The organism is Modicisalibacter radicis, from assembly GCF_900961225.1.
Lineage (GTDB): Bacteria > Pseudomonadota > Gammaproteobacteria > Pseudomonadales > Halomonadaceae > Modicisalibacter.
In genome coordinates, this window is the sequence record NZ_CAAHFN010000083.1 from 1 (window position 1) to 11,630 (window position 11,630).

General features: G+C 62.9%; 11 protein-coding genes and 1 pseudogene. 4 read left to right on the forward strand and 8 right to left on the reverse strand.

The window, feature by feature from the left end:
• Positions 1-127: 127 nt before the first annotated feature.
• Positions 128-1,759 carry an NAD+ synthase gene (locus HR9077_RS15765; RefSeq protein WP_136067989.1) on the reverse strand — a complete coding sequence of 544 codons (1,632 nt, stop codon included), beginning with the start codon at positions 1,757-1,759 and terminating at the stop codon, positions 128-130.
• A gap of 154 nt (positions 1,760-1,913) precedes the next feature.
• Here HR9077_RS15765 and HR9077_RS15770 point away from each other — a divergent pair, with 154 nt between their 5' ends.
• The 3 genes from HR9077_RS15770 (at position 1,914) to HR9077_RS15780 (ending at position 2,864) form a co-directional block, all read left to right on the forward strand.
• Entirely contained in the window at positions 1,914-2,162 is a 249-nt protein-coding gene (locus HR9077_RS15770) for a PP0621 family protein (RefSeq protein WP_136067991.1), read from the forward strand.
• A gap of 145 nt (positions 2,163-2,307) precedes the next feature.
• Positions 2,308-2,586 carry a CopG family ribbon-helix-helix protein gene (locus tag HR9077_RS15775; protein WP_136067993.1) on the forward strand — a complete coding sequence of 93 codons (279 nt, stop codon included), beginning with the start codon at positions 2,308-2,310 and terminating at the stop codon, positions 2,584-2,586.
• Complete coding sequence (locus HR9077_RS15780) at positions 2,574-2,864, forward strand: type II toxin-antitoxin system RelE/ParE family toxin (protein WP_136067995.1); 291 nt, start codon at positions 2,574-2,576, stop codon at positions 2,862-2,864. Before HR9077_RS15775 ends, HR9077_RS15780 begins: the two co-directional genes overlap by 13 nt.
• 15 nt (positions 2,865-2,879) lie before the next feature.
• On the opposite strand, the gene thiO is transcribed toward HR9077_RS15780, so the two are convergent.
• Positions 2,880-3,932, reverse strand: a complete 1,053-nt coding sequence (gene thiO / locus HR9077_RS15785; protein ID WP_136068007.1) for a glycine oxidase ThiO — start codon at positions 3,930-3,932, stop codon at positions 2,880-2,882.
• A 178-nt stretch (positions 3,933-4,110) separates the two neighbouring features.
• On the opposite strand from thiO, the gene HR9077_RS22035 reads away from it, so the two are divergent.
• Positions 4,111-4,632, forward strand: a complete 522-nt coding sequence (locus HR9077_RS22035) for a GspH/FimT family pseudopilin (protein ID WP_136068009.1) — start codon at positions 4,111-4,113, stop codon at positions 4,630-4,632.
• On the opposite strand, the gene HR9077_RS15795 is transcribed toward HR9077_RS22035, so the two are convergent.
• The 6 genes and pseudogenes from HR9077_RS15795 to HR9077_RS22225 form a co-directional block, all read right to left on the reverse strand.
• A complete protein-coding gene (locus tag HR9077_RS15795; protein ID WP_136067997.1) occupies positions 4,629-5,051 on the reverse strand; it encodes a type IV pilin protein in 423 nt (140 codons plus the stop codon). The genes HR9077_RS22035 and HR9077_RS15795 overlap by 4 nt on opposite strands.
• The gene (locus HR9077_RS15800) at positions 5,051-9,508 is read right to left on the reverse strand and encodes a pilus assembly protein (protein WP_168380971.1); all 4,458 of its coding nucleotides are present in this window, start codon (positions 9,506-9,508) and stop codon (positions 5,051-5,053) included. Before HR9077_RS15800 ends, HR9077_RS15795 begins: the two co-directional genes overlap by 1 nt.
• A 70-nt stretch (positions 9,509-9,578) precedes the next feature.
• The gene (locus HR9077_RS15805) at positions 9,579-10,100 is read right to left on the reverse strand and encodes a pilus assembly PilX family protein (RefSeq protein ID WP_168380972.1); all 522 of its coding nucleotides are present in this window, start codon (positions 10,098-10,100) and stop codon (positions 9,579-9,581) included.
• A gap of 26 nt (positions 10,101-10,126) precedes the next feature.
• Positions 10,127-10,894, reverse strand: coding sequence for a PilW family protein (locus HR9077_RS15810; RefSeq protein WP_136068003.1), 768 nt, complete (start codon positions 10,892-10,894; stop codon positions 10,127-10,129).
• Positions 10,891-11,349, reverse strand: a complete 459-nt coding sequence (gene pilV, locus HR9077_RS15815; RefSeq protein ID WP_136068005.1) for a type IV pilus modification protein PilV — start codon at positions 11,347-11,349, stop codon at positions 10,891-10,893. The genes HR9077_RS15810 and pilV overlap by 4 nt, the downstream gene beginning before the upstream one ends.
• Before the next feature lie 108 nt (positions 11,350-11,457).
• Positions 11,458-11,630 (reverse strand): annotated as a pseudogene (locus tag HR9077_RS22225) (IS4 family transposase); the annotation flags it as partial.

Here is an 11,630-nt window from a genome sequence, read left to right on the forward strand (position 1 = left end):
CTTCGGGCTTCGGCAGCAAGATTGGCCCTTCATGATAAAAGACACCGCCGCAGGATGTTTCCAGCGGCGGTGTCTTGCTTTTCGTAGCTCGTAGCTCGTAGCTCGTAGCTCGTAGCTCGTAGCTGAATTATTCCCCCGGCTGCCAGCCATTGACGATCGGGTAGCGCCGGTCGCGCCCGAAGCCACGCAAGGTAACCCGCACGCCGACCGGCGCCTGGCGGCGCTTGTATTCGCTGCGGTCGACCAGCTTGACCACCTTGTAGACATCCTCGCTGGCGAACCCCGCCGCAATGATGGCCTCGGCGCTCATGTCCCGCTCGATGTAGCGCTCGAGGATCGCATCGAGGGTGTCGTAGCCGGGCAGCGAATCGCTGTCCTGCTGGTCGGGGGCCAGTTCGGCCGACGGCGGGCGGGTGATCACCCGTTCGGGGATCGCCAGGCCCTGGGTGTTGCGCCAGCGCGCCAGGCGGTAGACCCAGGTCTTGTAGACGTCCTTGAGGGCGTTGTAACCGCCGACCATGTCACCGTAGAGCGTGGCGTAGCCCACCGCCATCTCGCTCTTGTTGCCGGTGGTCAGCACCATCAGGCCCTTCTTGTTGGAGATCGCCATCAACAGCACGCCGCGACAGCGCGACTGCAGGTTTTCCTCGGTGGTGTCCTGCGCCGCGCCGGCGAAGCTCTCGGCCAGCGTGGCGTTGGCCGCCTCGACCATCGAGGCGATCGGCAGCGACTCGTAGTGCACGCCGAGCAACCGCGCCTGTTCGGCGGCATCGTCGCGCGAGATCTGCGCCGTGTAGTGGTACGGCATCATCACCGCCTGGACGCGCTCGGGGCCCAGCGCATCGACGGCGATCGCCAGCGACAGCGCCGAGTCTATGCCCCCCGACAGTCCCAGCACCACGCCCTGGAAGCCGCTCTTGTTGACGTAGTCGCGCAGGCCGGTGACCAGCGCGCAGTAGAGATTGTCCTCGACCTCGGGCAGCCCCTCGATCTCGCCGGCCTCCGGCACCCACTGCCCGTCCCGGTTGACGAAGCGCACCGGCATCAACCCGACCTGCCAGTGCGGCGCGCGCACGCGCAGCGCGCCGGCTGCGTCGACCACCAGCGATCCACCGTCGAAGACCAGTTCGTCCTGGCCACCGATCTGGTTGACGTAGACCACCGGGCGCTGCACCTCGCGGGCCCTCTCGGCGAACAGCGCCAGGCGCTCGGCGGGCTTGTTCTGGTGATAGGGCGAGGCATTGAGGGTGACCAGCATGTCGGCGCCGGCCTCGCGGCACTGGCGCGCCGGCGAGCCATCCCACAGGTCCTCGCAGACTAGGATGCCGAGCCTGGCGCCACCATGCTCGACGACCAGCGGCGCATCGCCCGGCGTGAAATAGCGCCGCTCGTCGAAGACCTGGTAATTGGGCAGCGCCTGCTTGGCGTACTCACCCAGCCATTCGCCGTTGTAGAGCACGCCGGCCAGATTGTGATAGCCGCTGGCGCGATGACCGGGATAACCGATCACCACCATCACGTCCCTGGCCACCTTCTGCGCCATCCGCGCGCGCGCCGCCTCGAGTCGCGTCTCCATCGATTCGCGAAACAGCAGGTCCTCGGGCGGATAGCCGGTCAGGAACAGCTCGGGAAAGACGACGACGTCAGCCTTGTGCTCGATGCGCGCTTCGCGCACGGCCTCGATGGCGCGCTCGGCATTGCCGGGTATATCGCCCACCAGCGGGTCCAGCTGGGCCATTACCAGGGTCAGGTCTTGCATGAGCGACGCTCCTCGCTGTGTCTGGGCCAGAAATGGGGCGGGGCACGATTGGCGAGCCATGGCGCTGCCATTACACTACCCCCATGCCTTCATTGTCCCGCAAGGACTGTCGCGTGCAAAGCACCCGCCAGCCCGCCAGGGGAGACCCCAAGGAATGAACCTCTTGCTCATCCGCCTGATCATCTTCGCGGTGCTGTTCTGGGCCGGCCTCAAGCTCTACCGAATGTACCGTGAGTGGAAACTCGAGCAGGACGCGCCGCGTCGTGTCGAGGACGCCCAGATGGTGCGTTGCGCCTATTGCCGCGTGCACCTGCCCGAGGCCGATGCCGTGCGCCGCGACCAGCTGTGGTTCTGCTCCGACGACCATCACGCGCGCTTCCTCGAGGAGCAGACGCCCTCCTGAGGCGTGTTTCTATGCAGCCTAAGCCACGAGCAACCGCAGCCAGGTACAGTGATGCTCGATCTCGTACCGGATGCCAGCGCTATCGACCCCAGGCCCTGATCAGCCTACAGTAGTTAAGGGTATTACCTCTTACTACGGAGGCAGCATGGCAACACCAACGTCCATCAAACTCGACGACGATCTGAAAGGTCGTGTCCAGCACTTGGCCGACGCTCGCCGGCGCTCGGCGCACTGGCTAATGCGCGAGGCCATTGAGCAGTATGTGGAGCGCGAGGAAAGACGCGAGGCCTTCAAGCAGGACACGCTCAAGGCCTGGGAGGACTACCAAACCACCGGCATGCACGCGACCGCTGAAGAAGTGGAGCAGTGGTTGGCCAGTTGGGGATCGGATAACGAACTACCAGCACCAACATGTCACGAGTGATCTTCGCCCCGGCAGCGGTCCAGAACCTGGAGCGGCTACGCGAGTTCCTGCGGCCGAAACACCCAGCGGCGGCCGAGCGGGCCGCAAAGGCCATCATTCAGGGCGCCCAGGCACTCGGAGAGCTGCCACGTATCGGACGCCTCATTGACGACTTGCCCGAGGAATATCGGGACTGGCTGATTGAGTTCGGCGATAGTGGCTATGTCGCTCGATACCGCATCGACGGTGACACTATCGTGGTGTTGGCCATCCGTCATCAGAGGGAAGCCGGCTTGTGACTTACACCGAATCTTTTAACGGGAATCAATCAGACGATAGGGAGCCGGATCGACGATCGGCTCACGGCCCAGCATCTCGTCGACCAGTAGTCGCGTCGCCGCCGGCGCCAAGACCAGCCCGTTGCGGTAGTGGCCGGCGTTGACGTAGAGCCCCGCAACGCCCGGCACCTCACCGATCATCGGCACGCCGTCGGGCGAGCCTGGTCGCAGCCCGGCCCAGTGATGTTCGACCCGGCAATCGGCCAGCGCCGGCACGATGCGTGTCGCACTGGTCCACAACGACTCCCGCGCGGCGGCGCTGGTGGCCTTGTCGAAGCCGGTTTCCTCCAGTGTCGAACCGGCCAGCACCCGCCCATCGCCCCGCGGAATCACATAGCGCCCATCGAGCAGCACCACCCGCTCGACCAGCCCGGGCGGCGCGCGGAACAGGATCATCTGGCCCTTCACCGGACGCACCGCCAACGTGCAACCGATACCCTCGAGCAACCCGGCACTCCAGGCTCCGCCGCAGACGACCACGCGCTCGGCCAGGATACGCTCGCCGCCGGCCTGCACGCCGCGGAGTCGCTCGCCCTCGACGAGCAACCGCTCCATCGCCATCCCCTCGCGCAGGGTAACCCGCGGCATCGCCGCCAGCCGTGCCCGCAACGCCTGAACCAGACGCGGATTGCGGATGCTGCCCAGGGTCGGCATCCACAGCGCCTGATCGAAACCCGGCGCGGCATTGGGTTCCTTGCGGTAGATGAATGACCCATCGACACGTTCCAGCGGCTTGCCGAGCTCGCGCGCCCAGTCGAGCGCCCGCGCCTCGTCGTCGACCCGCAGGTAGAGCAGCCCCCGCTGGCGATACTCGGGGTCGATGCCGGTTTCTTCCAGCAGGCGCAGCGACAGCTCGGGGTAGAAACCCTCCGACCAGCGCGACAATGCCGAGACCGACGCCCCGTAACGCCAGGGATACAATGGCGAGACGATGCCGCCCCCCGCCCAGGACGCCTCCTGACCGCAGCGACCGCGTTCGATCAATGTCACCCGCTGGCCGGCGTCGGCCAGTTGCAGCGCGGTCATCATGCCGATGACGCCGCCGCCGATGATTAGAAAGTCGGCGTGTTCGAAATGAAAGTGGCTGGCAGTCACACGGAAGCCTCCTGGCTGCGTTGGTTACAAAAGCTGACGGGACGCTTGATGCGCGGGACCGTTTCCCGGAAGCTTCGAGGAGCCCCATTCTAATGCAGTGAGCATCGTCCGCATGAGCGCGTCCCGCACCCGAGGCTTTACCCTGATCGAACTGCTGGTGGTGATCGCGATCATCGGCATCCTCGCCGGCTGGGCCGTACCGAGCTTCTCGCAGCTGGCCGCACGCAACGCCCTCGACCGCCAGGCCGACCGCCTGTGGCAGGCGATTTCCGCAACGCGGCTCGAGGCCGCAAAACGGCGGGTCGAGGTCCATCTCTGCCCGACCAAGGACGACAGCACGTGTACGAATAACTGGCAGGATCGCTGGATGATGTTCGTGGACGAGAACGACGATTCCACCTTGAATGTTGGCGAAGCGTTAATTCGTCGCTACCCCGCCAGCACCGGCCCGGTAAGGATCAGTACCAATAGCACCGACCAGGCCAATGGCTTCAGTTACAACCCTTCGGGGTTCACCACGGCGGCGGGTACCTTCGACCTATGTCACCCCGACCTGAACAGTGGCAATGCACGCCAGATCATAGTCAGCCCCGGGCGGGCACGCCGTACCCGCAATGACAACGCCAGTTGCTAATCCCAGCAGTCGTTTGCAGCTGCCGTCTGGGTGCCATCCTGTCCCAGCGTCAAGGTCCCGCACGGGTCATCGGCTTGGGCATTGCTCGGCGTGGCGGTAATGGTGAAGTTATTGCCATTGCCGGACACCGTGACACTCAATGCATAGCGCTGGGTGCCGGAACTGGGGATGGCATCAGGCGATAACGCCGGCGTCATGGCCGATGGTGTCTGGTCGCTTCCATCGGTGCCGTAATTGTAGGTCTGGCTGTAGTAGCGTTCCAGGCGCTGAGCCATCTCGTGCATCGACGCCTGTGCCTGAGCGCGATAGGAGCGGTCCACGTAGCGCTCGTAGGAGGGCCAGGCGATTCCCGCCAGAATGGCGATGATCGCCACCACGATCATCAGCTCGATGAGTGAAAAGCCGCGCTGCTTGTTCATCAATTCTCCAACTCGCGCCATGATGCACGTCCCAGTTTCAGCGGATTGAGCGGGGGTCCTTGAAACGTCTGGGTCTGCGCCCCGGTGCTCACCGAGATCTTGTTCTCGGTATTGGCCTCGAGGTTGGTGTCGATGACCGGCGTATATAGAGCGCCTTGCGTTTTTACACCCACAGGCACCACGTTCTCATGGCCGCCGGCATCGTCGACCCGATCATCGTCATTCAGCAGACCGTCGCCGTTGACATCAAGCGCAGGTGACGCGGGAGGCATGCCGTCGAAGGCGGAAAGTTCGTAGAGATAACCGCTGTCCTCGGCCCCGCACATGCCCTGACCGGGTATCAACGAAGAGAAGATAATATCCTCGCCATAGAGGACCGGCGTGTCGATCACCCGCTCGTCATCGGGAAAATCCATGTACCAGCCCCACTCCGGCATCAATGTGCCACCGCTTATGCTCGAAAAATAACGCAGGGTGCTGCTGCCTTCCGTGCTGGTCGCAAGGCTACGCTCCTGAAGGTCGCCGCGCGTCAGCGGGGATGCATTCGAAGCGCTTCCTCCCTTGTCGCGAATGGCATAGAAGCTGTCACCGACGCCTCGCCCCTGCGACGTCTGCAGCGAGCGCCCCGGGCGGCTGCCGGTACCGAAGAACACCATCAGCCCACCCTCCGGGTGACGCCCCACATCCACCGCCGTGGTGATCACCTGGTTGGTTCCGCTCTGTTTCGCGGCGAAAAGGCGAGTGATGTTATTCTGCCACTGGCTGTCGTCGTCGCTGCTCAAGTCGAAACGCCAGAGATTCCCCTGGAGATCGCCGCCATAGGCCACATCCATGCGGCCGTCCTCGTCGCGATCGACCAGCGAGACTGTCGACAGGCCGTTCTGCCCGCCATTGGCACTCGCTTGGGGAACCAGACGCACCACATCATCCATGGAGATGCTGCCGTCGGCCACGCCATCAAGATAGATGATGTACAGTGCCGCCTTGTCGGAGGGACTGAAATACCCATTGCCGAAGACGACGGCATATTTTCTGTTTTCCAGTTGCACGATGCTGGGCCGCCCGTAGACATGACCGAGATGCAGCGCCTCGCCGGTAACGCTCCCGCCTTCACCTTCGTCCTCTCCGCCCTCACCACGGCCGCCGCGAGGCCCGAACAGCGCCTGCTCTATCGAGGGACTGTATTCGAACAGGGCCAGGTCATCGGCGTTGGTCTCGCTGAAGGTCTTGGGATCAGTGACATCGAGCGCGAACAGTCCACGCCCCCCCGCGCCCAGGCCGCTGGCGAGCACGGAATGCCAGTTGCAATTGTTGCCGGTGCCCCAGCAGGCGTCGAGCACGGTGGGGCTGCCATCGACGTAGAAGCGATGTACATAGTCGGGGCTGGCAAGTTCGGGCAGGTCATCGAGCAGCATCCCGGGCACGTACGCGAGTCTTTCCACCCCCGTATCGGCCGCGAAGCCGTGCAGCATACCGTCGTTGGCGCCGACATAGACCATCGCCTGGCGCGAACGATGATTGTTGACGAACGTCAGGTAGCCTATATCCTCGGCACTGCTGGGTACGTAATAGCTGTCTGGTTTACCGACCACGAAAGGCTTGGAATCGATGATGTCGCCAAGCGGAGCGGGGTCTTTGCCCGGCGGCCATAACCGATCGCGATAGTTGCCACCCTTACGCTGCTCCTGGGCAGAATCGCCGCGCAGATAGGCAACGAGATTACCCGCCTCCGGGAGGCCATCCGGAAGTTCAGTCGACGCGAAAGGGACCCCGCTCCCGCTCGAAGCATCGAAGGTGATGACGGTCCGGTCAGCTGGCGCCGGCAGCTCTTCACGTGCACTCCACTCATAGTCGCTGTCGTCGACACCGGAAGATGATGTTTTCAGGGCAACCAGGTCGCCGGACCAGCTGATCTGATTATTGTAGAGCGTCTGAAAGACGTAATTATCGACGTTGGCACTGTGGCCCAGGCCGGCGCCAGTCCGGTTGGAACTGCGCAGCACCTGATCGAGGACATCACGCAGGGCGCCGGCGAGCTCGTCGACCCGATTGACCTCGAAGTAGGCGTCGAGCCCCTTGGCATTGCCGTACTTCGCCGCGTAGTAGAGTGGCGGCTCGAGCGTCGAGGCGCCGGATGATGCGGAGACCCGGTAACTCTGCGAGGTCGCGGCATTGCCGGCAACGCAGTTATTGCATAGCGACCCGCTGTAACCGTCGATCCCCGAATGCGCCACGAAGCCATCGCTGGTCAAGTCGATGATTCTATTAGGGTTATTGGGATCGTAACGTCCCGAGGTTCCGCTGAGAATATAGCCAACTCCGGTCCTGCGACTGGAAGAGTCGTCGGTGACATCGGTGGTGATAGTCAGTCGCCCATCGTTCAGAACATAACTGAAATCCAGCTCGATATCCGAGTCGTAGTCGCCACCGAATTCGGCCACCTCCCAGGTGATCTCGAACTCACCGGAGTCGTCGCCAATCGAGGTCGGCCGAAAGTCGACGATTGCGCACTTTCCGCCGTCGGTGACGTTCTCGCAAGCCGGTACGATCTTGACCCGCCCGAGATCGATGATCGGTGTGTTGACGGACAGTCGCACTGCATAGGTATCGACAGAGCTGCCTTCGGTGCCATCGGGGCTGCGAATCACCGATTTCTCGTGGGCGTACTTGGCGAGTCCGGCCACGTTGTAGCTGCCCTTGAGTCCCGGAGCTCCCGGGCAGATACCCTTGGCTTCGCCGAAGGTGTTCGAGCCGATGGTCTTGGCGGTGCACAGGCCATCGGTGTTGCTCTGTGTCTCGCCGATGAAATAGTGTCCCTGGATCCCCTCCTCGCTGGCGACCTGATTGGTCCAAGCTTTCACGCTCCCGCCATCGAGCAGCGACAATACCCCGAGTTGATCGCTGTCGAAGGACACCTCGCTCGAGTTCATCAGGATCATGGCATGCGCCGCACACCAGTTGGCCTCGCCATCGTTGTCCCATGCCGGCGAAGTCAACCACTCGACGAAATCACCTTCGACATAGTCATCCGCGCCTGTGCTGGTACCTACGCTGAAGTCCTTGCTAGGCTCCGAAGCACCTGTCATGTAGCGCAACGCCTCGGCAGTGATCTCGGCCAGCGGGTTGCCCCAGCTAGAACAGTCGCCACCGCCGATGTCACTCAACTTCTTGCCGAAGGGGCATTCGTCGTCGTTATAGGTGCCGTCGGAATAGCTATAGCGTGAGATGCGAAAGGCGTCGAGATTGCTGACGATACCGGCGACCGAGGACTCGAAGACGCCGGTGTTGGCGTCGACCTCCTCGTTGAAGCTGCGCATGTTGGCGCGCAGGACGCCGCCACTGAGGTTGTAGGCGTAGGACCCCGACATCAAGCCGAAATCGATACTGTCGGCATACTCGTGGAGCAGCCCGATGGGCTTGGGGTAGTCCGAGTCCGGATATCGTCGGCAACCGTTGCCGGCATCCCGGCAGACCTCGACCCGCACCTTGAGCTCGGTACTGCTCTCGCCCACTGCGGGCCGCTTGTCTTGGTAGCCTTCGCTCCGTTCATTGCGCCAGATACATTGCCAACGCTCGTTGGCCGCCCAGTTGGGCCACTCCCCTGCGGCAATACGCAACAACGGCGGCTTGTCGACCGATTTCGACTGGCCGGTTCCGCTGTAGCCCGTGGTATTGCAGAACGAGACGGAACCCTTGCCGTTATAGGGAGTGTTCTTGTTGAGGATCTGGTTGTCTCTGACGACCTTGACGAAGGAGTGGGCATCGTAGGGCAAGTAGGCCCGTTCGAGCAGCGTCGTGTCGGAGGCATTGTCGCGATGGCGCTTACCGCCATACAGCACCTTGCGGACCACATCCATCCGGGTCATGGAGACCCAGTTCAGGAAGTTGCCGCTCCACTCCGAGTTGCCCGGGCAGGTATAGTCATCCTTGGCATCGCTGCTTATCTTGAATGCGCCGCCGGCCAGGCTCGCATCGTAGTCATAGCAGGACGCGCTGTCGAAATAGCCGTAGTAGCGGATGGCCTTCTTGTAGGTATCGTCGATGACGCCGTCACCGTCGATGTCGTTCCAGTCAGTGTAGGCCTTGAAGAACAGTTGATGATCGTTGGACATGACGATCATGCTCTGCGGCACGACGTCCGCCTGGGCATTCGGCGGCGTCTGGTAAGGCACCTCGGGATATTCCTCGACTACCTCCTCGTCACCCGCGGTGGTGCCACCATCGCCCCCCGAACCGCCGCCACCAGTGCCACTGTCCGAACCGCTCTCGCCATTGTCGGTGGATTCGTCGCCCTCGCCTTCATCCGGCACCTGCCCGCTGTCATCCTGGCCGTCTTGATCACCTTGTTCCTTATCGGAGGCGCCGTCGCCCCTATCTTCGTCCTCTCCGGTATCGATCCAGGGAAAAGGATAGCCTGCCCAGGCGGGGGCGCTGAGCATGTGACCCAGCACGATCATGAGGACGATCGTTTGCAGAAACAGCCGTAAATGGCCGGCCTTGACGGACGAGGAGCTCGACAATTGATCGTCAGAAAACATAGCGGGCCTCGATCAGGCGAGAAATCTTGCCCTGGGGCCCGAAGCCCTGAGCGTAAATACGGAAGAAATGGTAGCCGTCGGCTGCGCTCTCGTTCTTGCCTTCGACCATGCTCTGCGGCGGGGTGTAATCCTCGATGGCGTCCTCGTCGACGCAACTGATCACGTAGCGTGGCTGCGCGCTTAGAGTCAGGTGCTCGCCATTGGCATCGCCCACCCTGAAGGCGACAGCGGCCCCATGGGTCGCCAGGACCTGAAGCGCATCGTCGGTATTGAGCGCCTGCAAGCTATCGATCGTCGGACGGTCGGCATTCCCTTTGCAGAAGCTGGCCATCTGGGGCGCCGAGGTGATTTGGTCCACCGCCTCCTTGAGCGCAGCCTCGGCCGCCTGGAACGCGATCTGCGCGGCTTGGTCGTTGCTCGCCAGGCGCTGCTGCAGTCGCGTATTCTCGCTGCCTGAAAATGCCAGCAACGACATCAGGGCGATCAATACCAGCGTCACCAGCAGCGCCATACCCGATTGATTGTGACTTGGCACGCTCATTCGCTTTCGTCCGCGTTGCGCAGCGTCACGATGCGCGTAATGCGCGAGCGCATATAGCGATCCGTGAACGCCTTGCTTGCGCCTCCCGGCCACTGGAATGACTGCTGGATAGGGGCGTCGTAGGTCGGGGTCGCGCTGCGAATCAGCAAATCCACCTGGATCGCCCGCACGGATGGCCAGTCGACCGAGTTGTCGTAAGTCTTGAAATCGTCGGAGTCGTCGAGATAGCTGAAGGCGATGGCCTCGACGCCGTCCAGCAGGGGGCTCGGCGGCGGGTTGCCAGCGAAGCGGGTTTCGCATTCCAGCGTATCGCCATTGACGAACAGGCGTATCAGGGCGATTTCGTCGTTCTTGGTGATCTGTTGATTGTTGCAGGCCCGGGTCTTCTGGTCGGCCAGCGCCGCGCCCTGCATGCGCAGCCAGAGCTCGCCTGGCTTGTCGCTGGCGACGATCGCGCCAGCCGGGAAAGTGGGCATGCCGTTGCCGCCGCCACCGGGAAAGACGGTTTCCTGATGCATCCACGAATCGCTGTAGCCCGCCAGCATCAGTTGTCGGCGAAGCTGCTGCATGGCGTAGCGCTGGGTGTCGGTCAACTCGCTCGAGACCACCGTGGTCTGGTAGCTCTGGCGGCTGGAAAGGTAGTAACTGGTCACTAGCGCCACGAGCACCAGGCCGATGGCGATCGAGATCATCAGCTCGACCAGCCCTACCCCCGACTGGCGCTTGCCGGCGGTGGTTACGTTGGGCAGGGCGGGACGCGTCATAGGCGCGTTTCCAGCATCACGCAGCCGCCCGAGGCGGCATCGGTGCCGCAGGTCGGCAGGGGATCGCCAGCCTCGGGGGGCTGCTGACGCCAGCGCAGCGAGATCGTCACCCGTTCCATGTCGCCATCCTTGGTCACGGCGATCTTCGCGCCCCCGTTGGGCATGCGCTGAACCTCGCTCAACCAGTTATTCATGCCGCCGCAGATACCCCCGCCCCCGCCGCAGTTGGGGAAGGTATTGTCGACGTAGTCGATCACGAAAGCGCCGGCCTGGTCGGGGCTGGCGCGCATGCGCTCCAGCGCGGCGGCAGCCAGCGACGTCGCCTCGCCCCGCCAGCGCGCGTCGCGGGCGTCCTGCAGCGTCACCAGCTGCAAGCCGGCGATGCCGAGCAGGGCGATACTGATCAGTAACAAGGCGATGAGCGATTCGATCAGCGAGACACCGGCTTGGCGCACAGAGGGTCCTCGAACGGCGACGGTATTGTTTCAATATGTATCAGTCTAGCGCAGCGCGTCAGCCATTAATCCATAAAAAAGTCGAGCATATGCCCTAATGCCAGTCAGTTAACGCTGACTGGCATTTCTCTTGGTCGGGTACTTCTGGGGTCGGCGCCTGACTGATCGGGGGTAAGATCGCTCGCGTCGCTCAGGCAAGACGAAGGCAGGCGCCATCTCCAGCATCGACTGGATCACACCGGGCACACGCCCCGGCGAGACCCAGGGGAGGACTGTTAACT

Bases quoted from the DNA above. Each gene is read 5' to 3' on its own strand.
- HR9077_RS15765 (WP_136067989.1), bottom strand. From the start codon at position 1,759: ATGCAAGACCTGACCCTGGTAATGGCCCAGCTGGACCCGCTGGTGGGC.
- HR9077_RS15770 (WP_136067991.1), top strand. From the start codon at position 1,914: ATGAACCTCTTGCTCATCCGCCTGATCATCTTCGCGGTGCTGTTCTGG.
- HR9077_RS15775 (WP_136067993.1), top strand. From the start codon at position 2,308: ATGGCAACACCAACGTCCATCAAACTCGACGACGATCTGAAAGGTCGT.
- HR9077_RS15780 (WP_136067995.1), top strand. From the start codon at position 2,574: ATGTCACGAGTGATCTTCGCCCCGGCAGCGGTCCAGAACCTGGAGCGG.
- thiO (WP_136068007.1), bottom strand. From the start codon at position 3,932: ATGATGACCGCGCTGCAACTGGCCGACGCCGGCCAGCGGGTGACATTG.
- HR9077_RS22035 (WP_136068009.1), top strand. From the start codon at position 4,111: ATGAGCGCGTCCCGCACCCGAGGCTTTACCCTGATCGAACTGCTGGTG.
- HR9077_RS15795 (WP_136067997.1), bottom strand. From the start codon at position 5,051: ATGAACAAGCAGCGCGGCTTTTCACTCATCGAGCTGATGATCGTGGTG.
- HR9077_RS15800 (WP_168380971.1), bottom strand. From the start codon at position 9,508: ATGATCGTGCTGGGTCACATGCTCAGCGCCCCCGCCTGGGCAGGCTAT.
- HR9077_RS15805 (WP_168380972.1), bottom strand. From the start codon at position 10,100: ATGGCGCTGCTGGTGACGCTGGTATTGATCGCCCTGATGTCGTTGCTG.
- HR9077_RS15810 (WP_136068003.1), bottom strand. From the start codon at position 10,894: ATGACGCGTCCCGCCCTGCCCAACGTAACCACCGCCGGCAAGCGCCAG.